We start from the raw sequence: 18,549 nt of genomic DNA, 5'->3' as shown, positions 1-18,549 counted from the left end.
CTTCAGTTTACCGTGCGCCGTCCGCTCCCCGGAGGGCCGGCAGCGCAGTGAGGGCAGCCCGCCGCTCAGGCTGGTGCCGTTCCGGGGTCCCGCCGGATCGCGAGGGCTACGGTGTCGTCGGCGTGCAGGACGACGTCGTGCATTCGCGTGACCAGTTCGCGCGGGAGTTCCGCGGTCGGCAGGAGGGCGAGTGCGCTCGTGTGGTCCAGGAGCCGGACTTGTCCTTCGTCCAGGTCGCGGCGGCTTTCGATCAGGCCGTCGGTGTAGAGCAGCACCGTGTCGCCGGGGACGAGCGTGTGGAGGGCGAGCGCGGGACTGCCGGGGTCGGGGAACCCGATGCCGCGTCCGACGACCGGGGCGCGCAGCAGGCGCGCGGGGCGTCCGGGGGAGATGTGGACCGGCTCGGGGTGGCCGCCGTTGGCGAAGGCCGTGTCGCCGGTCGCCGGGTCGATCCGGGCCAGGAGCACGGTGGCCGTCAGGTCGGGCTCGATCGTGGCCAGGATGCGGGCGGCGCGGGCGATGAGGCCGGGGAAGGGCGTTCCTTCCAGTGCGAGGGTGCGGATGGCGTGGGTGACGGTGAGGGCGTCGCGGGTCGAGGCGACGCCGTGGCCGACCGCGTCGACCACGGTGACGTGCAGCCGGCCGTCGGGAAGCACGAACCAGTCGTAGAGGTCGCCGCCGGTCGGGGAGTCCTGGCCGGTGGGGGAGTACTGGACCGCCAGCTGCAGGCCGGGCACGGCCGGCGGCCGAGGGCGCAGCGCGTCCTCCAGTTCGCGGAAGATCACCGCGTGCGCGCGGCGCAGCTGCTCGTCGCGTTGCTCGAGTTCGACGTACATGGCGAGCACGCCGCTGTTGGTTTCGGCCAGTTCGTGCTTGAGGTCCCGTTGTTCCTGTACCAGAGCGTCGGTGCGGGCGATCAGCGCGAGCATCTCCTCGCGAGTGGCCGAGGCGTCGTCCGCGGCGAAGCCGGTGCCGTCGCCGGGACTGGTGGGGAGGTGCCAGGTGACCGTCGCGCCGTCGCCGGTGTCGGGCAGCAGCGGAAGGGTGTTGCGCCGGGCCTGGTCGACAGGGGCGGGCAGGCGGAGGACGACGGCGAGGCGGCGGTCCGCCGTCGTCGTTTCTGCGGAGACCTCCGCGCCGGCGGCGACGGCGGGTTCGGCCAGCAGGGTCGCGGCGAGGACCAGGCGAGCGCGGTCGCCGATCGGCACACCGGCTTCGCTGCAGGCGGTGCGCAGGCTCCGGCGGAGCTGGGCGAGAGGAAGATGCATCAGCCGAGCCGGTCCGGCTGCAAGGCGATCATGGCCGCGTCGTCGCGCGGATTCCGGTGCCGGTGAACGAGTTCCGCCGCCAGCAGAAGCGCGTCGCCGGGCCGGGCGGCGAGACGGCTGCCCGGCGGCGGGTTCCGCCAGCCGGGGCCGACGCCGTCGGTGTGCAGCACGACGACGTCGCCCGTGCCCAGCGGTGCCCGCCGGACCTGGGGGTTCGGCAGGGTGAACCCGACGATCCCGGGGATGCTGAGCAGCAGCCCCGGGCGGCCGGAGCCGCTGAGGGCAGTCCCGCTGACGTTGCCGACGCCGCAGAAATCGACCCGGTGCGGCGTGATCCTGGCCAGCGCGACGGCCGCGCCCCGGGTGGCGCGCAGGGCCCGGTGCATGCTGGTCAGCTGATGGGGCAGCGGGCGCTCCGGGTTCTGGCCGAACACGCGGATCGCCGCGTCGGCCGCTTCGGCGGCGTCCGGTCCGTGACCCAGCCCGTCCGCCACGACGACATTCCAGCTGCCGGCCGTCTCGGCGACGGCGACCGCGTCCCCGCAGAGGTGTTCCCCGTCGCGAGGCAGGCAGAAGTGCCCGGTCGCGGCGACGCGGCCGGGCGGGGCGCCGGGCGCGAGGACGCGGGCGGCGGCCAGGGTTCCCGCGCCCGGAGCGGAGCCGATCCGGAACGCGGCGGCCATGCGGTCGACCGCGCCGAGGCCGGTGCCCAGCGTCGCCGTGGTCGAGTTGCCGTCCACCAGCCAATGGCCGACGTCGGCCATGCCGGGTCCGTCGTCGGCGGCGAGCACGTCGACGCCGAGCCCGATCGCCGTTCGGTGCACGACGACCACGCCGTTGGCGGCGTGCTTGTCGAGATTGCTGGCCAGTTCGGCGGTGACGACGGCGGCGCGTTCGGCGAGCACTTCCGGCAGTCCTGCGGCGCGTCCGGTGTCGCGGGCCGCCCGGGCGGCGGCGTACACGGCGCTGGGGTGGCCGATCCGCACGCACCGGGACGGAGGGGGCACGACGACGCCGGTCATCGGGCCCAGCGCACGACGGTGACGGCGGTGCCGCGGCCGGGTCCGGTGTCGATGGCGAAATCGTCGACCAGCCGCCGGGTTCCGCCGAGGCCGTGGCCGAGTCCGGCGCCGGTGCTGAACCCGTCGGACAGCGCCTGCTCGACGTCGTCGATCCCGGGGCCCTCGTCGCGGACCAGGACCTGGATCCCGGTCCGTCCGCCGCTGTCGCGCAGCACGGCGACGGTGACGGTGCCGCCGCCTCCGTGGATGTAGGCGTTGCGGACCAGTTCGCTGGCGGCGGTGACGATCTTCGTCTGGTCCACAATGGAGAACGCCGCCGCGACCGCCGCCGCCCGCACCGCGTGCCGGGCGGCGAGCAAGTCCTCCTCGGCCCGGACGGCGTGCTCCCGCGGCGGGATGTCCTGGCCGGGACCGGTGAGTTCGTCAGGAAGCACGAGGCGCCTCTTCGGCGGCCTCGGCGGGACGGCGCCAGCCCAGCAGTTCCACGGCTTGCTCGGCGTTGAGCGCGGTGCGGACGCCGGTGAGCCGCAGCCCGAGTTCGGCGAGCGTGAGCGCGACGGCCGGGCGCATCCCGGCCACGATCATCTGCGCGCCGAGCAGCCGCCCGGTGCCGGCCAGCTGGATGAGCACGCGGGCGACGAACGAGTCGATGATCTCCAGCCGGGAGATGTCGATGACGACCCCGCGGACGTCCTCGTCGGCGATCCGCGCGGTCAGCTCGTCGGTGAAGGCGAGCGCGGTCGCGTCGTCCAGGTCGCTCAGCAGCCCGCTGAGCAGGATGTCGCCGAGGCGCAGGATCGGCAGGCCGGCGCTCATCCGGTCACCGCGCCCGGGCCGGAGCCCTCGTCGATGAGCCGCATCGCGGTCGCCAGCGCGTCGGCGAGCGAGCCGCGGGTGACGATGTGCGAGAGGTCGATGCCCAGTTGCGTGATGGTCTGCGCGATCGGCGGGCGGATGCCGCTGACCACGCACTCCGCGCCCATCAGCCGCACCGCGCTGACGGTCTGCAGCAGGTGCTGAGCGACGGCGGTGTCCACGGTCGGGACCCCGGTGATGTCGATGATCGCCACCCGCGCCTGGTTGGCCTGGATCGCTTCCAGCAGGGTCGTCATCACCACCTGGGTGCGCGCGCTGTCGAGCGTGCCGATCAGCGGCACGGCGAGAACATGGCGCCACAGCCGCACGACGGGCGTGGACAGCTCGAGCATCTGGCTGTGCTGCTCGCGGATGATCGCCTCGCGGCCGTTGACGTACGCGGCGAACGACAGCACCCCGGCCCGGTCGAGCAGGTCGGTGACCAGCAGGGCGGCGCGGTAGCGCAGCGCTGCGTCGTCGCTGTGGCGTTCGATCGCGCTCAGCATGGTGTGCTTGAGCGCGAGAATCGCCATGGCGGTGGCCGAAGGCTCTGCTCCCGCGTGCGCCAGTCGTTCCGAGAGGGACGTCAGCGCGTCGCGCACGGCTCCGTCCTCCTCCACGATCCGGCCGGCCGGTGCGGCGGTGGCCAGCGCGGTCCGGAGGGAGTCCAGCAGTTCGGTGACCTCGCGACGCAATTCGTGCTCGCTGTGCGAGGAGCCGAGGGCCTCCGAGTGCTGCCGGACCCAGTCGCCGGCCACGACGGCCTGGTCGGCGTCGAGGGTCTGGGTCACCAGTTCCCGAACGGCGGCATCGTCAGTCCGCGGCACCCGGTCCTCCTGCAGGTCGAGGCGTCCGCTGCGGCACGCCGTCGTACTGTTGTCATATAACAACAGCGGATGCTACCGGCGCGGCGCGCGTGGTTCACGCCGACCCCGGCGCGCCTCGCTGCCCGGCGGCGATCGCCTGGTACTCCCGCAGCCCGGCCGCCAGCGCGGCGCGGCCGGCGGGCGACATCCCGGCCAGCACCGTCTGGATCGCGTCGCGGCGCCGGGCACGCAGATTCCGCAGGTAGGCGCGGCCGCGTTCGGACAGGCGCAGCGTCAGCTCGCGGCGGCTGCGCGCGCTGGGCAGCCGCTGGAGGAATCCCACGGCCTCCAGCCGGTCGCAGAGCCGGCTCGCCAGCGGCGAGGTCGAGCCCAGCCGTTCGGCGAGTTCGCGCAGAGTGATCCCGTCCTGGAGTTCCAGTGCGAGTACCGCGCGCAGCTGCGGCGCCGACAGCGGATGCGGCGGCACGTCCCGCACGCTTCCCAGCACCGCCTCGAACAGTTCCGCGAGGCTCGCCGCGCCCGCTGTCGGCCCGTCCGGGACGGCCTGCTCGCGGGATCGGTCCACGACCTCCAGGGTCGCATCTTTATGCTTGAACGGCAGCACAGCTCACGCGACTCGCCGTAGACCGGCCCGCCGGAGCGGGCGCACACTCAGCAGGCCGATCGCGGGCATCCCGTCCGCGGTCCCGTGGGCAGGAGACGGCATTGGACAGATCCCTGGCGGTCGAACGCCGGTTGCGCGAGGTTCCGCCGCATGATCTGCCCTCGGCCTTGCGCACGGTGCTGGGCGAGCATTTCGGGGCCACCGCGGTCGAACTGCAGCTGGCCGACTACGCCCTGACCGAGCTGTGCCAGGTCGGCACCCTGCCTTACGTGCACGAGCCGGTCCCGGTCGAGGGCACGGCCGCCGGGGCGGCATTCGTCGCCCAGGCCGCGACGTTCGAGCACGACGGCGCGCAGGTCACCGGCTATTTGCCGGTCAGCGTCCGCGGCGACCGGCTCGGCATCCTGGCCGTGACCCTGCCGGCGGAACCGGAACCGCCCGTGTGGGCGGACCTCGAGCGGTTCGCCGAGGCGGTGGCCCACGAACTGGTCGTCGCCGATCGCGACACCGACCTCTACGTCCAGGCCCGGCGCTCGTCCCGGCTGACCTTGGCCGCGGAAATGCAGTGGCAGCTGCTGCCCGGCCGAGCGTGCACCCGCGCGGAGTTCGCGCTCGGCGGCCAGCTCGAACCGGCTTATGCCATCTTCGGCGACTGCTTCGACTGGTCCGCCTCCGCCTGCAAGCTCGCGGTGACCTTGATCAACGGAATGGGGGAGGGCAGCGAGGCAGCGCTGCTGACCAACCTGGCGGTCAACGCTCTCCGCAACGCCCGCCGCGCGGGAGTTTCCCTTGACGCTCAAGCCGAACTCGCCGACCAGGCGCTCTACGCTCACTACCGCGGTGCGCAGCACGTGGCCGCGCTGCTGCTGGAATTCGATCTCGGGACCGGCTCGGTCGACGTGGTCGACGCGGGTTCCCCGCGGCTGTGGCGGCTGCGGGACGGCAAGGCCGAGCGAGTGCTGTTCGAGGAACAGCTGCCGCTCGGGGCGTTCGAGGAAACCGTCTACGCTGTCCACCGGTTCCAGGCCGCGGACGGCGACCGGTACGTCTTCGTCAGCGACGGGGTCTACAACGCCCTCGGCCCGCACGGAGAGACCTACGGCGACCGCGAGCTGGCCGAAGCGGTCGTCGCCACCGCGGATCTGCCGGCCGCGCACGTGTCGGGCGCGATGCTGCGGGAACTCTCCACCCGCCGGCGAGGAAGACAGGCAGAAGACGACGCGATGGTCGTGTGCCTGGACTGGTTCGGGCCGACACCGCTGCCGGAGGGAAGCACCAGTCCGTCGACGACGGTCGCCCAGACCGCCGCCGACGGGTGAACCTGTTTCGCGGCAACGGCATCGGCCCGGAACCTAGGACGCGGTGTTCTGCCGCAAGGCAGCGGGCCGCCAGACCATCGTCACCCGCGTGCCGCGCGCACCGGACTCGACTGTCATCTGGTCGGTTACCTCGTCGATGATGCGCAGGCCGCGACCTCCCGGGGCTGCCGGGTCCGCCGTCCGGCCGCGCCGCGGCGGCATGCCGCGTCCGGTGTCGGTCACGGTGGCCCGCACGGTGTCGCCGGCCCATTCCGCATACAGCCGCGCCCAGCCGGACCGCTCGGGATACGCGTGCACGACGACGTTGGCCAGCGCCTCGTAGGCGGCCAGCACGATCTCGTGGCAGCTGTCCGAATCCAGCGGCAGCTCTTCCAGCCACGCCTTCAGTTTCCGGCGCAGCGCGGCAGCTGCCTCAGGCAGCGCCGGCACGAGCTCTTCGAAGCTCGACCGCACCGACGGGTCGATAGGTGCGGCCGCTCCGGCGGGGGCGGCGGTATGGGCCGCGTCGGCGTCGTCGGTCCTCTCCGTGCTCGGATCTGGAGTACCTCGATACACGATCTACTCCTTCCCTCGTGCGTGCGCGGCAATCGCTTGCCCGCGCTTCGATCAAGGGGGTACCCACCGTTTCCGTTTCTCACCCGGGACCTTCTCCAGGGCGCTGCGCCCTGCGGTCGCGAGAACGCCGGGGAGAAGCTTCCGCACTCTTGTTTCAGGGCTTGCGGGCGATGCTCGGCGATACCGGATGGACTCGCTGCAGCTGCGGTACTGGCTGTCGCGTGAGGACGAGGTCCGGGCGTTGGGCACCGAGATGCTTGGCGAGGCTGGTGATCTGTGCGGAGTTGCTGTACGCGACGCGATAGAAATAGCCGCCGACACCGTGGGGGCAAGCTCGCCGCACGGTGGGCGAAGACGCCTTCTCTGCCGCGCGATCTGGTGGCGTCGAATCCCTCGGCGGTGCCGACGTCGGCGACTATCGGCACCTCGTCGGGCGCTCTGCCCAGCAGATCGGCCGCCCCCTGCGGTTTGCCGGAGGCTCAGTCCGAGACCGGTCGCCGCGAATCGCGTCGGTATTTTCCTTGAGCTGCCGGGCGACGTCGGAGGCGGCTCGCTTGTCCCTGCCCATGTTCGCGGTGTCGACTAGTACCGGGTGGACGCGGCCGGGGCGTTGGCCTGTGCCTGGGCCGCGGCGAATCCGGGGTGCCCGAAGCCGTAGCTGCTGTCGCTGAGCCCGACGCAATTCCCGTCGGCGGACCACAGCGATGCGTTGTCCAGGAGGACGGAGCATCGCTTCCTAGGTCGCAGCGGCGTCGGGTTTCCGGACGGAGCCGAGCAGACCGCGGACCAGTGTGATGAGCTTGACGTTGGTGTTCTGGGATTGCTTGACCAGCAATGCGAAGGCGTCGTCGGCGGTGCAGCCGTGCAGGGCCATGAGGATTCCCTTGGCCTGATCGATTTCCGCGCGCGACGTCAGTGCGGTTTCGAGCTGGGCGATCGTGTCGCGCGACTGCTGCCAGCGGCGCGCGTTGACGATCGCGGCCGCCGCGGCGGTGGTGTACAGGCGCAGCAAGCCCTCGTCGAACGGATCGAACGCGGCGGCCGTGCGGCTGTAGATGGTGAGCGAGCCGACCAGTTCCCGACCGTCCTCGGCGCGGTCCACCAGCAGCGGCGCGGACAGAGTGGCGCGGATCCCGGCTCGTCCGGCGGCAGCGGAGAACTCCGGCCAGTCCTGGCTGGCTTCGCTGATCACGGTCCGGACCGTGTGATGCGTTCGTGCGGAATCCAGGCAAGGGCCGCGGCCCGCGGCGTACTGCTCGCGGTCGATGCTCGTCATTCGCTCATCGGTGAAGGCCGCTGTGCGCGGCTGTTCTCCGGTCAGCACGGTGACGGTCGCCGCGTCGGCATCGGGGATGGCCCGGGCGGCGGTGGCCGCTACCCGCGCGAGCACGTCGTCCAGCGGTTCTTCTGCTTCGGCGATCTCGTGCAGCCCGCGGACGGCCTCGGTGGTGCTGTCCAACCGCTCCAGCGGATCCGGACGTCCGGTGTCCATGGGTACCGCCTCTCGTGTTCTCGTCGGACAGCCTCGTCCAAGATTCGGAGCGGTCCTGCCGGCTGCCGGTTTCAACCCGCAGGACCTGGCTGCGCCGGTGCCCGGGCATCGCCGCAACCTGGCAGAGGCATACCCGCGTTCGGTTCTCGGGAATCCCGCCGATTCGGTCCGCCTCTCAGCGCTGCGAAGCGCCGCGGCCGCTGGCCTTGTCCGTCCTTTCCGGACTCGCGTCGCGCTGGCCCGCCCGGCCGCTGACAGTCGGCGGCGCGTCCGTCGCGGATCCGACGCTACGGGCATCGCCCGGGACCGTTCCCCAACGCACCGGTCGGCAAAGCGGGTGCGACACCTGCCACAGACTCCGATTAGTCCACATTGGACTACTTCGCGTCCGCATCGCGCGACAGCGGTCCATGAGGACGAGGCGCGCTGGGGTTCAGGTGGCGATGAAGGTGGTGGAGTGCCATCCGGTGGCTCCGTCCGGGACGGTTCCGGCGCGTTGTTCGGTCTGGGTGTAGCCGGTTTTGTCGGCGGCGCGGACGAAGGCCTGGTGGGTGCCGGGCTTGACGGTGATCTGGGTCCACCACATGCGCCAGGTGTCGAGGTTGACCTCGGTGGAGAGAGTGACCGGCTGCCACTCGCCGTTGTTCACTCGCGGGAGCCCGGAATCGCGGCCGTCGCGGCCCTGCTGAACTCGGCGGCGGCCGCCTTTCGCCGCCCGGAACCGAAATCCATAGTGCCCCCTCCAGTCTGACGGCGGATCTCGCAAGAAAACCGCCGCCAGGGGACGCCACAGCGGCAGCGTCCCGCCGGCCGGCACCGCAGCCTGTTCACTCCGGGCGAGGTGCCGGCCGGCCCCCGGACGTCAAAAGAAGTACGCGGCCGAGGCCGCGGGCATCGAGGAAGCCGCGCCGCCTCCAGGCACTGAATCGGACAGTTTGTTCGCGGCCCGCCGCCGAGGCTCCGCCGCTCCCTCGATTTCAGGACCAGAGCCGGGTTCCGCGGACTGGCGGGACAACGCTTCCCGAAGGGCTCAACGGGTCGCGGCGGCCGAAGGCGGCCTTTCTCGCGAAGCGAGGATTCCGGAGTAGTTGTCACTCGCAAGACCCGCAACTGTGGTCATCTTTCGGCAATCGGGATTTCTCCGTTACGCGGCCGACGCGCGACTGCCCAGGATCCTGGAGGCGAATACGCTGCACAGGGACGTGGCAAGGAATCCGGTGAAGCCGGCTGGAAGATCATCGCACTGCCCGCGCAGCCCGGGGGGATTTTCCGTAACTTATCGGTTTTTCGCGGCAGGCAGAGTCTATTCGTGACGACAGTGTCAGATGTTTTTCCGTGTTTCCTCTGGAATCGCGGGTGCACGCGAGTACAGTACTGGGTGTTGCCCCAGACCCCGGTGGCCTCGGCCGGGGTCTTTTGCGTGGAGCGAGCAGGTTTGCCCTGGCAGGGCCAGCAGCCCGTCGCCGTCGCGGGCCGCGGGCCGCGGGCCGCGGGCTGCTCGGTGCCCCCGCCGCCGGGCAGCGGACCGGTCGAGTCCACTGGCACGCCGCGGATTCCCTTGACCAGTACCAGAAAGCTGGCGTCATGAGACCAAACCGCACGATCCGGACCTTGTTCGGTGCCACTGTCCTGACCGCGGCGGTGGCTGTCGCGGTTCCGGCGCCCGCGCAGGCCGCGACGAGCCCGCCGCTGGGCTCGGCGGGGAACTTCGCCGTGCTGGGCGCGTCCACCGTGACCAATACCGGCCCGACCGTGGTGACCGGCGACCTGGGTGTCAGTCCCGGGACGGCGGTGGTCGGATTCCCGCCCGGCTCGGTGACCGGGACCGTCCACACCACCGACGCGGTGGCCGCGCAGGCGCAGGCCGACGTCGGCACGGCCATCACCTTCGCCGCCGGAGAACCCTGCGATGCCAATCTGAGCGGGCAGGACCTCGGCGGGAGGACTCTGCCGCCCGCGGTGTACTGCTTCGATTCCTCGGCGCAGCTGACCGGCACCCTGACCTTGGACGCGCAAGGAAATCCCAACGCCGCTTGGGTTTTCCAGATCGCCAGCTCGCTGACGACCGGAAGCAACGCCGCCGTAGTGCTGACCGGCGGCGCCATTCCCTGCAATAACAACAACATCACCTGGCAGGTCGGCGCCAGCGCGACCGTCGGCACCGGAACCGCCTTCGTCGGCAACGTTCTGGCCGGTGCCTCCGTCACCTTCAACGCCGGCGCCACCGGCACCGGCGGCCTGTACGCGCACACCGGCGCGGTGACCATGGACTCCGCCCGGGTGAGCACCTGCTCCGGCTCCGGCGGCAAGGCGAGCCCGGCCATCACCACCACGCCGTCGGGATCGGTCCCGGCCGGCGGCAGCGTCTCGGACTCGGCGCGGCTGACCGGCGGAGCCACGCCCACCGGGAGCGTGACCTTCGCTCTGTTCGCCCCGGGCGACACCACCTGCGTCACTCCTGTCGCCACCAGGATCGCTTCCCTGAGCGGCAATACCGCCGCCTCCGGCCCTGTCGCCACCGGCGCCGCCGGCACCTACAACTGGACGGCCACCTACAGCGGCGACGCCGGCAACAACGCGGCGACCTCGCCGTGCGGCAGCGAACAGGTAGAGGTCACCGCACAGACCCTGACCGGGCGTGCCTACGGGCTCGCCGCGACCGCGACCCTGCTCGGCCTTCCCCTCCTCACGGTGGCGCCTACTCCCGACACCGGCTTCGTCTCGACCGCCTCCTCGTCCACCACCTCGACTCCGTGTGCGGCCACGCTGAACGGGCCGGTGAGCGCGCACGTCCTCTGCGCCAACGTGACTACGACAGCGTCCCCCGCCACCTCCGCGGCCACCGCCTCGGTCGCCGACGCGACAGTGAGCATCGCGACCGTCCCGACGATCACGATGCGCCTCGTCGGCTCCTCGTCGACCACGACCTGCGCGGGATCCGCCGGCACCACCACCATCGGCTTCCTGCGGGTCGGCAGCACAGTGGTGATCGGCCAAGCGGCCCGGCCCGCTCCGAACACCACGATCAACCTCGGCGCGGTCTCGCTGGTCCTCAACGAACAGATTCCGTTCACCAGCCCCGACAACGGATTGACCGTCAACGCCGTGCACATCAGGGTCGACACGCTCGGCCTCGCCAAGGTGAACGTCATCGTGGCCTCCTCCGAAAGCGACATCCGCGATTGCCCGTGACAACCTCGGTCCACCGCGGCGGCCCGGACACCGGGCCGCCGCCCTCGTCCAGGCGGCAATGGCACGTATCCCGCATTTTCGCCAGATCCTCTGATGACCCGGAGCAGGTCTCCCGAACGGCTGGTGTTCTTCACCGACGCGGTCGTCGCGATCGCGACCGCCCTGGTGGTCCTGCCCCTTGCCCAGGCCGTGCCGGACGGCGTCGCGCAGCACCTCAGCCCGGCCGAGCTGGTCGGCGAGAACCAGGGGAAGATCTAGAGCTTCCTTCCCAGCTTGCGGTGATCGCCCGGCTCGGGGCCGTGCACCACCACGTGTTCGGGCAGATGAAGGCGTGCAACAGGCCGTTGACGGCGGCGAACTTCGGCTGACCACTGACGATCGTGGTGCTGCCGTTCCGGACCGAGGTGGCGGGCTTGTACGGCAACGACCGCTTCACCGCGTCGATCCCAGGCCGATGTGCCCGGACGGGGACCACCCGCACGCGCGGGAAGCCAGCTTGTGGGCGAGCCGGTCGATGCGGCTCCAGAGACCTCCCGCTCGTGCGGGGAGCCGGGAGAACTCCACCGCCGCTTGACCGGGAAAGCGCCGCCGGAACGCCTGCCCCGTCGCCGCGGCGTGAACCGAGCCGTGTCGTTGCCCGTGTCCGCGCCGGGAGTCGTTGCCGTGCAGGAGTTTCAACGAGCCGCTGCCGAGCAGGGGAGTGCTGGCGAACTGCCTGTTCATCCTCAGACGAGCGGAACCGGGGTGCGCCGGGACAATGAGGGTTGCCAGACGCGGCGGTGCCTCGCCGGACGTTTTCCGGCGTCCGCTCCCGGTGCCAGCCTACGGGCTGTTCACTCTGGCGAGGTCACCAGGAAGGTGAAGTGCCCGTCGATGTCTTTGCGGGCGTCGAGAACCTTGGCGGCGAGCTGAACGCGGACCTCGCGCGCGAGGAACACCTGAGTGCCGGCGACGTCGATGACGTCGTCTCCGGGCGCGGGGCGGGCGTTGACGTCGACGGAGAAGACGGCGCCGTCTTCGGGAGAACCGTTCAGGCTCAGCCGCAGGCCGCCTTTCTCGCCGACGTTCTCAGCGGCGGTGAGCTGGTCGATGGCCTCGGACGCGGCTCCGGTGAAGGTGAACATCGCGGACTCTCGCTTTCTCCCGCGTCGATCGCGGGCGTCGTAGATCTCGTCCATCGCGGTGGCGGGCCAGGTCGCTTCCCCGGCAAGCGGCGCGGGGAGTTTTCGTGGACGGCGCGGCGGTCGGTTTCGGACAGGCCTCCCCATACGCCGTGGAGCTCCTGCGCGGTCAGCGCGTAGGCACGGCACTGCTCGAGCACGGCACAGGTCCGGCAGATCTCCTTGGCGTTGGCGACGCGCTCGGCCCGGGGGATCCCGCGCTCGCCGTCGGGGTGGAAGAAGAGCCCGGTGTTCATTCCGCGGCAGGAGCCGCGCAGCTGCCAGTCCCAGTTGCCCGTCAAGGGGGACGGGAGCCGCCAGGTGGTCGTCATGCGATGGTTCCGTTCCGCTCGCGAGGGCAGGGGGCGTCAGGACTGCGATTTGGACGCGTGGGCGATGATCGCCGGGATGTCGGCGGCGCCTTCGGCGACTTCGCGGGAAAGTTCCGCGAGCCGCTGGTTGTGGGCGCGGGCGTAGTTGCGCAGAGCGGTGAAGGCGTGTTCCATGTCCGGGTCGCCGGTTCGCGCGGTGAGCACTCCTTTGGCCTGTTCGATGATCACCCGGCTGTTGAGCGCGGTCTGCAGCTGTTCGGTGACGACTTCGCCGCGGACGATCGCGCGGTGCTGCAGGATGCCGATGGTGGCGACGCCGGCGAGGGCCTGGGCAAGGCTGGCGCGGTCCGGGTCCGGCTCGACGGATTCGGTGTCGAGCAGGGTCAGCGCGCCGATGCTCTGGCGGCGCAGCCGCATCGGGATGGCTTGCACGGTCCGGAAACCGGCGAGATCCGCCGCCGCCGCGAACCGCGGCCACCGGTGCGCGTCGCGGACGAGATCGGTGCAGGTCACGATGTGCCCGCTGTGGATGCATTCGATGCACGGTCCGTCTTCGACCTGAACGGCGAGGGTTTCCAGCAGGCCAGCGCGTTCGGAGGAGGCCGCGGCCAGCCGCGGCCGGCCTGCCGGGTCGGACAGGATGACAGCCGCGGCGGACACTTCTATCAGCCGCAGGCACTGCTCGACCAGCGTGCGCAGGAAATCTGCCACGTCGAAATCGTCGACGAGAGTGTCCGCGAGTTCGACGAAGGCGCGGGAGAGGAGCCGTTCACGGTGCGCGCCGGCAGCGGTGCCGGCCGACCGGGGGACGTCGCCGGGCGGGGGGAGTTCTGGCATGTCTGTCACTCTTCTTTCCGCAAATGGAGTTCGTAGTCGACGATCCGTTTGCCCACTTCGTTGAGAGACAGCTGATGGGCGTAGGCGTGGCCGCGGATGCGCAGCAGTGCCTCGCGCAGGCTCACCTCCAGCTGGGCCGAGACGATGCCGGTGGCTTGATGCACTTGACTGTGGAGGTCGCCCAGCCACTGCGGGCTCGTACCGCCGGGAGCCTCCGCGTCGTCCAGCAGAGCCACCGTGGCGGCTTCCGCCAGCGCGAGCGCGTCGGGGAGCTGCCGCGGGGTCAGCGAGCCCGCGGTCACGCGGTACAGATCCAGCACTCCCAGCCGAGCGGCCCCGATCTGCAGCGGAAACGAGAACACCGCGGCCACGCCCATGCCGGCGGCGCCAGGCGAGAAAGCGGGCCACCGCCGATGCTCGAGGGCCAGTTCCGGAATCAGCACCGAGCCGCCCGAATTGTGGGCGTCGACGCTCGGTCCCTCGCCCAGCGTGAGCTGCAGGTCCTCCAGCCGGACCCCGACCGGGCCGGTGGCGTGCACCAGGGCCTGGGCTCCGGTAATCCGCCCGGTGCCCATCACACTGACCCCGGCCCCGGACACCGACAGTTCGGTGACGCACAGTTCGCAGATGCGTTCGATCGGCCCCATTCCCGGTGCGGTGCCCTCGAGCAGCGCGAGGAGCCTGCTGCTCCCGCCCCGGTTCATCGGTGCCGCCTGCCCGGCGGAGGAGAGAGGCTGGTGCCGTTTACGCGTGGCCGCAACGCTTTCCGGACGGCCTGGCGGCGGCTGGGCAGGAGTGTCATGGCGTCGGCCTTTGCTCATCACGCTCGGACGGTCAGCGCCGGGGGCCGGGGCACCACTGCTGAGCAGCTTACTCTCCGCGGGACACCGGACACGCGAATGCCGCGCTCTTGCCGCTAATCAGGGAGCCGGCGAGGGCGGGGGAGCGCGAAGCGGCGGATCAGCAGCGTCGCGAGTGCCCGGATGCCCAGCCACGCGACGGCGGCGAGCCCGTCGTTGAGCAGGACGCGGACTTTCGGGTTCGCGGGGGTGAACAGGTCGTCGAACCCGAGGGACACCGCCGCCGCGAAGTCCCGGACGAAGCCGGCGACCCAGCCGGCCGGGTTCGCTCCGCCGAGCACCATCGCGATCCACGCCACGAGCACCGCGGCGAACAGCCCGCACAGGGCGGTGGCGACCGCGCAGGACACCGAGACCACCCGGCTCCGCTCCCACCGCTGACGGCCGCGGTCCGGGACCGCGGCGAGCGGCAGGGCTGCTCGATGCCAGTGTCGGCTGAATCCCGAGCCGGTCATCGGCGCGCCCGCCCACCGCGGCGGGACCGGCCTGCCCCGGCGAGACGCGCCAGGAGCAGGACGGTCGGCCTGATGGCCGCGGCGACCCCGGCGATGCGACCGAAGGGCCTTTCGACGGCTTCAGTCAACGCTCCGGCGACTTCGGCCGGGATCGTGACGGCGGCGCCTTGGCCCGCTCCGCCGTCCAGCGGCGATTCGGAGACAGTGCCGGGCGCGGTCCAGGCGATGCTTCTCACTGGCGACCCTTCCTTGGGGCAAGTCGAGCTTGCGACGCCAAGGTCTGGGGCGAAACCCGGTACGGCACTGGAGTTCCTGCCGCCCGAGAAGCGGCTGGCCGGGTGCTGCCTGCCAGCGTAGTCCCCCAGCCCGCCGCCGGATGCCGCCGATGCGGGACCGGTACCTTCCCGCCGACGAGCCGTCAGCCGCCTCGCGGACCGGAACCTGGCGGGCGGAACAGCCGTTGTCGCTCCGGCGGCGCGGTAGGGTGGGGCGACAGCGCCGGAGCGCCCAGAACCTGCCCTCGCGACGATCGACCGCAGAGCCAGGTCTGGAGCCCGACCGTGAACCGCAGAACGCTCGATCTTCGCCGTCGCACGTTGTCCGCGCTTGCCTTGCCGGACGCGATCCCTCCGCCTGACCGCCGCGAGGGGGACAAGACCGAACCGGGCGATTCCGCGACGGTCATCGAGATCCGGGCCGGCGGGCGGGAGCCGTCGTGCCGCCGGAGCTTGTCCGCGGTCGTGACGGTGCAGTGGTGCGGACGGACACTGGTGCTTGCCGTGGACGGTGTAGTGGACACGGATACCGCGCCCGCGGTGGGACACGCGATCACCACGGCGTTGAACCACCGGCCGAGAAGGCTGGTGGTGGACTTGTCCCTGGTCCGGTTCCTGAACGCCGCGGGGCTGGAGGTGCTGCTGGCGGCGCACCGCCGCACCCCGCACGGCACAGATCTGCGGCTGGTCGCCGCCACGCGGGCGACCTGGCGCCCGTTGGAGATCACCCGGCTGCACGAGCAACTGGTCATCCACACCTCGCGTGCCGCGGCGATTTCTGCCCCCGCCCGGCGCGGAGCCGACGGCCGCTCCGGCCCAGCGGAGTCCTGCCGGTCGTTCCCGCCGATCGTCTCGGCCCCGTCGTGAGCGCGATCCGCCAAGCCGCGCCGCCGATGCTTCCCGGGCAGGGAGAAGCTCAGCTGGGCGCTCAGTCCCGCCGGAACCGACGGCGGGCGGCAGGATCGGTTTCCGCGATTTCCGGGACACGGCGCAACTGGGTGAAAACTGATGAGAACACCGGCTGGGAAAAGGAAACTCGCCAGCACGGCGACAGCGAAGACCGGCCAGTCCGGAGCGAACTCGGGCAGATCGCGGGAACCGGGCGGAGTCGTGCCTCGCCCGGCACCGGATCCGGCGGCCGGGGAGAGTCGCGGCCCGCTCGGCGGGATCCGGCGGTTGCTGGAATGTCCATAGTGGACTGACCGCTCGCGGTCCGGGCGCCGGCGTTTCCCGGAGGTTTCGGCCGTGCCCCGGCGGGGGCGTAGGTCGCCCGGAACCGAGCACCGCCGCGCGGAGCCGCCTGCCGTAGTCGCCGGTCGAGCCGATCAGCTGGAGCGCGTGCAGGACCGAGCAGTAGCCCGCGAGTTCGTTGTTCTTGTGGAAGACGTGCAGCGAGAACGAGCCGTCGCGGTTCCAGTGGTTCATCGCCTCGAAGGCGAGCACGGTCAGCCGCCGGTCGATGGCCTGCTGGGTGAGTTCCTCGTCCTGCACGCAGTGCGGCCAGCCCCCCCCAGCACCTGGCCCGCCAGGTCCCGCGCCACCGGTTTGGCGAGCAGGACGACGTCGTGCCCGGCGATGAGCTGTTCGCGGGAGCGCATTCCGGCGACCAGGCTCTCGAGGTGTGCGTCGGGCACGCCGAAGCGCTCGCCGTAGCCGTGTTCGAGGTAGAGGTTCGCGCGGATGTCCGCGTCGATCCGGCCGAGATGCCGCGGATGGATCGGAAGGCGATGTTCGTGTTCCTTCCGGGACCGTGCGAGGACGCCGAGTGTGAGCTGCTGCACTAAGTGCCCTTTCCCGGGAAATCAGTTTTGCGGAAAATGTGTTCCGGACGGGAATTCCATCGCTGGAAAACCTCACTGTGCGGTGGCTTCTCGCGGTTCTTCCGGGAGATCGGCGCTCGGCCCCGCGACCACGCGGAGCCGATCCCGATCCCGTTGCCGTCCCGGCGATCCGGTCATCAGGCGGCTCGCCGAGCGCGCGGAGGCGACAGCCTCGTCGAAGTCGGGCCGCCTGGCGATGGCGTGGCGAAAATGTTCACGATGGCCCTTTCCCGGGCGGTCCGGGATGCCGACGCCGAGGTCTGGGGCGTAACCGGTGGTTCCCGCAGGAACGGAGCGGGCGACCGGGTGACGGTTATGAGCGTATCGTCCGGTACCGCCGCCGGGTACTGCTGATGCGGCACCGGTACCTCTCCGGCGCTCCCGGGCCGAGGCTGCGGTCGCACCGGAAATGTCGGCAGGCTGGCCCGGCTGCGTATTTTCCGCTTTTCCGCGGAATAAGCTGGCCGATTTCGCTGGCGAGGGCTATCTATTTCCCGCCGATCAGGGTAACATCCGAGGTGGTTGTACATTGGCCGCCGGTGACCGCTCCTGCGGAACGTTTGAGCATCTCGCTCCTCCACCATCGGTCTCAGTTCCAGGAAAGTCCTCATGCGACACCATCGCACGAATCGCACTATGTTCACCCTCGCCGGCGTGACCGTTCTGGCCGCCGGCACCGGCCTCCTTCTGCCTATGGCCGCGCAGGCGCGGAGCGCCTCCGTCGCTTCCGTCGCCTGCGATGAAACGGCGCTGGTCACCGCGATCACCGCGGCCAACGCCGCCGGCGGCGGGACCGTGACCCTGACCCCGGGCTGCGCTTACCCCCTGACCGCGAGCCACGGCGACGACGGCGTGCACGGCCCGGACGGCCTGCCGATCATCACGACGCCCGTCACGCTCGAGGGCAACGCCAACACCATCGCCCGCGCCGCGACGGCACCCGCCTTCCGGATCGCCCAGGTCGGCCTCACCGGCGGTCTCACGCTCAAAGCTGTCACGTTCAGCGGCGGGCAGGCAACCGGCGACGGCGGCGGAATCCTCAACTACGGTGCGGTAACCCTCACCGGCAGCACGCTGTCGGGCAACAACGCGGGCGGGGTCGGAGGCGGCCTTTACAGCACCGGCACGGCGGCCGCGGCGACCTTCACCAGCAGCACCGTCAAGACCAACACCGCCGGCCAGGCGGGCGGCGTCGCCAGCGTCAACGGGACACTCACCCTCACCAGCAGCGTGGTCAACGCCAACACGGCCACCGTGAATCCCGGCGGCATCTACTACGTCGCGGGCTCCGCGACACTGAACACCTCCACTGTCACCGCAAACATCGCGACCAACTGCACCGGCAGCCCTTCGCCGGTTCCCGGTTGCATCGGATAACCGCTTCGATCCACCCGAGAACACGCACCAGTCCGGGCCGTCCGCATTCGCGGGCGGCCCGGTTTCACGCGGGTGTTTTCTCCGAGTCGAAAACCGTGGCCGCACTGTCCACAAATGCACACTTGCGGGCACGGTCCGCCCGGTTTCCGGAAGACTTCGCGACGGCACCGGGAGCACTTTGCCCCCGCGTCCGGCAGGGCGCAGCGGAAAGCGGGCCACCGGCCGTCCGGAGCCCGGGCTGTTTTCCGGTGAAACCGGGCAACTCCGCGCCGGGGCCCGCGGCCGGGGAACCGAAGTTC

At 71.1% G+C, this 18,549-nt stretch carries 21 protein-coding genes and 1 pseudogene; 5 read left to right on the top strand and 17 right to left on the bottom strand.

Translation table 11 applies throughout. The annotated features are described in order from the left end of the window. Nucleotides 1-65 precede the first annotated feature (65 nt). The 6 genes from ACWGIC_RS27085 to ACWGIC_RS27060 all read right to left on the bottom strand — a co-directional run bounded on the left by ACWGIC_RS27085 (nucleotide 66) and on the right by ACWGIC_RS27060 (nucleotide 4,537). Nucleotides 66-1,268: a PP2C family protein-serine/threonine phosphatase gene (locus ACWGIC_RS27085; RefSeq protein ID WP_452078733.1), complete on the bottom strand. Its 1,203-nt coding sequence runs from the start codon at nucleotides 1,266-1,268 to the stop codon at nucleotides 66-68. After that, nucleotides 1,268-2,290 carry a SpoIIE family protein phosphatase gene (locus tag ACWGIC_RS27080; RefSeq protein ID WP_452078732.1) on the bottom strand — a complete coding sequence of 341 codons (1,023 nt, stop codon included), beginning with the start codon at nucleotides 2,288-2,290 and terminating at the stop codon, nucleotides 1,268-1,270. The genes ACWGIC_RS27085 and ACWGIC_RS27080 overlap by 1 nt, the downstream gene beginning before the upstream one ends. Further along, complete coding sequence (locus ACWGIC_RS27075) at nucleotides 2,287-2,724, bottom strand: ATP-binding protein (protein WP_452078731.1); 438 nt, start codon at nucleotides 2,722-2,724, stop codon at nucleotides 2,287-2,289. The genes ACWGIC_RS27080 and ACWGIC_RS27075 overlap by 4 nt, the downstream gene beginning before the upstream one ends. Continuing rightward, the gene (locus tag ACWGIC_RS27070; RefSeq protein WP_452078730.1) at nucleotides 2,714-3,106 is read right to left on the bottom strand and encodes an STAS domain-containing protein; all 393 of its coding nucleotides are present in this window, start codon (nucleotides 3,104-3,106) and stop codon (nucleotides 2,714-2,716) included. Before ACWGIC_RS27070 ends, ACWGIC_RS27075 begins: the two co-directional genes overlap by 11 nt. Then, nucleotides 3,103-3,972 carry an STAS domain-containing protein gene (locus ACWGIC_RS27065; protein ID WP_452078729.1) on the bottom strand — a complete coding sequence of 290 codons (870 nt, stop codon included), beginning with the start codon at nucleotides 3,970-3,972 and terminating at the stop codon, nucleotides 3,103-3,105. Before ACWGIC_RS27065 ends, ACWGIC_RS27070 begins: the two co-directional genes overlap by 4 nt. A 94-nt stretch (nucleotides 3,973-4,066) precedes the next feature. Then, nucleotides 4,067-4,537, bottom strand: a complete 471-nt coding sequence (locus ACWGIC_RS27060) for a MarR family transcriptional regulator (RefSeq protein ID WP_452078728.1) — start codon at nucleotides 4,535-4,537, stop codon at nucleotides 4,067-4,069. 140 nt (nucleotides 4,538-4,677) lie between these two features. Here ACWGIC_RS27060 and ACWGIC_RS27055 point away from each other — a divergent pair, with 140 nt between their 5' ends. Then, entirely contained in the window at nucleotides 4,678-5,895 is a 1,218-nt protein-coding gene (locus ACWGIC_RS27055; RefSeq protein WP_452078727.1) for a PP2C family protein-serine/threonine phosphatase, read from the top strand. A 33-nt stretch (nucleotides 5,896-5,928) separates the two neighbouring features. On the opposite strand, the gene ACWGIC_RS27050 is transcribed toward ACWGIC_RS27055, so the two are convergent. The 3 genes from ACWGIC_RS27050 to ACWGIC_RS27040 all read right to left on the bottom strand — a co-directional run bounded on the left by ACWGIC_RS27050 (nucleotide 5,929) and on the right by ACWGIC_RS27040 (nucleotide 8,591). Next, nucleotides 5,929-6,450: an ATP-binding protein gene (locus tag ACWGIC_RS27050; RefSeq protein WP_452078726.1), complete on the bottom strand. Its 522-nt coding sequence runs from the start codon at nucleotides 6,448-6,450 to the stop codon at nucleotides 5,929-5,931. Nucleotides 6,451-7,186: 736 nt separating this feature from the next. Beyond that, entirely contained in the window at nucleotides 7,187-7,942 is a 756-nt protein-coding gene (locus ACWGIC_RS27045; RefSeq protein ID WP_452078725.1) for a GAF and ANTAR domain-containing protein, read from the bottom strand. 433 nt (nucleotides 7,943-8,375) lie between these two features. Beyond that, nucleotides 8,376-8,591 (bottom strand): hypothetical protein, encoded by a 216-nt coding sequence (locus tag ACWGIC_RS27040; RefSeq protein ID WP_452078724.1) that lies wholly within the window; start codon nucleotides 8,589-8,591, stop codon nucleotides 8,376-8,378. Nucleotides 8,592-9,526: 935 nt separating this feature from the next. Between ACWGIC_RS27040 and ACWGIC_RS27035 the strand changes: the two genes are divergently transcribed. Continuing rightward, nucleotides 9,527-11,134 carry a choice-of-anchor P family protein gene (locus ACWGIC_RS27035; RefSeq protein WP_452078723.1) on the top strand — a complete coding sequence of 536 codons (1,608 nt, stop codon included), beginning with the start codon at nucleotides 9,527-9,529 and terminating at the stop codon, nucleotides 11,132-11,134. Nucleotides 11,135-11,227: 93 nt separating this feature from the next. Beyond that, the gene (locus ACWGIC_RS27030; RefSeq protein ID WP_452078722.1) at nucleotides 11,228-11,392 is read left to right on the top strand and encodes a hypothetical protein; all 165 of its coding nucleotides are present in this window, start codon (nucleotides 11,228-11,230) and stop codon (nucleotides 11,390-11,392) included. A 174-nt stretch (nucleotides 11,393-11,566) separates the two neighbouring features. Here the strand turns inward: ACWGIC_RS27030 and ACWGIC_RS27025 are convergent, their stop codons facing one another. From ACWGIC_RS27025 to ACWGIC_RS26995, 7 genes and pseudogenes are all read right to left on the bottom strand, one after another. Next, nucleotides 11,567-11,857: a hypothetical protein gene (locus ACWGIC_RS27025; protein ID WP_452078721.1), complete on the bottom strand. Its 291-nt coding sequence runs from the start codon at nucleotides 11,855-11,857 to the stop codon at nucleotides 11,567-11,569. 110 nt (nucleotides 11,858-11,967) lie between these two features. After that, entirely contained in the window at nucleotides 11,968-12,402 is a 435-nt protein-coding gene (locus ACWGIC_RS27020; protein ID WP_452078783.1) for a hypothetical protein, read from the bottom strand. Continuing rightward, nucleotides 12,342-12,626: pseudogene (locus tag ACWGIC_RS27015) on the bottom strand (WhiB family transcriptional regulator); the annotation flags it as partial. The gene ACWGIC_RS27020 and the pseudogene ACWGIC_RS27015, both read right to left, overlap by 61 nt. A gap of 36 nt (nucleotides 12,627-12,662) precedes the next feature. Then, nucleotides 12,663-13,463, bottom strand: a complete 801-nt coding sequence (locus tag ACWGIC_RS27010; protein WP_452078720.1) for a GAF and ANTAR domain-containing protein — start codon at nucleotides 13,461-13,463, stop codon at nucleotides 12,663-12,665. A gap of 5 nt (nucleotides 13,464-13,468) precedes the next feature. After that, on the bottom strand, nucleotides 13,469-14,167 hold the full coding sequence (locus ACWGIC_RS27005; protein WP_452078719.1) for a GAF and ANTAR domain-containing protein: 699 nt from the start codon (nucleotides 14,165-14,167) through the stop codon (nucleotides 13,469-13,471). 212 nt (nucleotides 14,168-14,379) lie between these two features. Further along, on the bottom strand, nucleotides 14,380-14,778 hold the full coding sequence (locus ACWGIC_RS27000) for a hypothetical protein (RefSeq protein WP_452078718.1): 399 nt from the start codon (nucleotides 14,776-14,778) through the stop codon (nucleotides 14,380-14,382). Next, nucleotides 14,775-15,014: a hypothetical protein gene (locus ACWGIC_RS26995; RefSeq protein ID WP_452078717.1), complete on the bottom strand. Its 240-nt coding sequence runs from the start codon at nucleotides 15,012-15,014 to the stop codon at nucleotides 14,775-14,777. The genes ACWGIC_RS27000 and ACWGIC_RS26995 overlap by 4 nt, the downstream gene beginning before the upstream one ends. A gap of 324 nt (nucleotides 15,015-15,338) precedes the next feature. Between ACWGIC_RS26995 and ACWGIC_RS26990 the strand changes: the two genes are divergently transcribed. Continuing rightward, nucleotides 15,339-15,920: an STAS domain-containing protein gene (locus ACWGIC_RS26990; protein WP_452078716.1), complete on the top strand. Its 582-nt coding sequence runs from the start codon at nucleotides 15,339-15,341 to the stop codon at nucleotides 15,918-15,920. Nucleotides 15,921-16,498: 578 nt separating this feature from the next. Here ACWGIC_RS26990 and ACWGIC_RS26985 read toward each other — a convergent pair. Next, nucleotides 16,499-16,834, bottom strand: coding sequence for a hypothetical protein (locus tag ACWGIC_RS26985; RefSeq protein WP_452078715.1), 336 nt, complete (start codon nucleotides 16,832-16,834; stop codon nucleotides 16,499-16,501). A gap of 693 nt (nucleotides 16,835-17,527) precedes the next feature. On the opposite strand from ACWGIC_RS26985, the gene ACWGIC_RS26980 reads away from it, so the two are divergent. Continuing rightward, nucleotides 17,528-18,250, top strand: a complete 723-nt coding sequence (locus ACWGIC_RS26980) for a hypothetical protein (protein WP_452078714.1) — start codon at nucleotides 17,528-17,530, stop codon at nucleotides 18,248-18,250. Nucleotides 18,251-18,549: the final 299 nt, after the last annotated feature.

Source organism: Amycolatopsis sp. NPDC054798 (assembly GCF_053611505.1).
The sequence above is the reverse complement of the archived record's forward strand: the minus strand, read 5'-3'. Positions and strand labels throughout refer to the sequence as shown.

What these genes read in the sequence shown, in the direction of transcription:
- ACWGIC_RS27010 (WP_452078720.1), bottom strand. Translation starts at nt 13,463, where the DNA reads ATGCCAGAACTCCCCCCGCCCGGCGACGTCCCCCGGTCGGCCGGCACC.
- ACWGIC_RS27035 (WP_452078723.1), top strand. Translation starts at nt 9,527, where the DNA reads ATGAGACCAAACCGCACGATCCGGACCTTGTTCGGTGCCACTGTCCTG.
- ACWGIC_RS27085 (WP_452078733.1), bottom strand. Translation starts at nt 1,268, where the DNA reads ATGCATCTTCCTCTCGCCCAGCTCCGCCGGAGCCTGCGCACCGCCTGC.
- ACWGIC_RS27005 (WP_452078719.1), bottom strand. Translation starts at nt 14,167, where the DNA reads ATGAACCGGGGCGGGAGCAGCAGGCTCCTCGCGCTGCTCGAGGGCACC.
- ACWGIC_RS27000 (WP_452078718.1), bottom strand. Translation starts at nt 14,778, where the DNA reads ATGACCGGCTCGGGATTCAGCCGACACTGGCATCGAGCAGCCCTGCCG.
- ACWGIC_RS27025 (WP_452078721.1), bottom strand. Translation starts at nt 11,857, where the DNA reads ATGAACAGGCAGTTCGCCAGCACTCCCCTGCTCGGCAGCGGCTCGTTG.
- ACWGIC_RS27045 (WP_452078725.1), bottom strand. Translation starts at nt 7,942, where the DNA reads ATGGACACCGGACGTCCGGATCCGCTGGAGCGGTTGGACAGCACCACC.
- ACWGIC_RS27030 (WP_452078722.1), top strand. Translation starts at nt 11,228, where the DNA reads ATGACCCGGAGCAGGTCTCCCGAACGGCTGGTGTTCTTCACCGACGCG.
- ACWGIC_RS27080 (WP_452078732.1), bottom strand. Translation starts at nt 2,290, where the DNA reads ATGACCGGCGTCGTCGTGCCCCCTCCGTCCCGGTGCGTGCGGATCGGC.
- ACWGIC_RS27020 (WP_452078783.1), bottom strand. Translation starts at nt 12,402, where the DNA reads ATGGGGAGGCCTGTCCGAAACCGACCGCCGCGCCGTCCACGAAAACTC.
- ACWGIC_RS27070 (WP_452078730.1), bottom strand. Translation starts at nt 3,106, where the DNA reads ATGAGCGCCGGCCTGCCGATCCTGCGCCTCGGCGACATCCTGCTCAGC.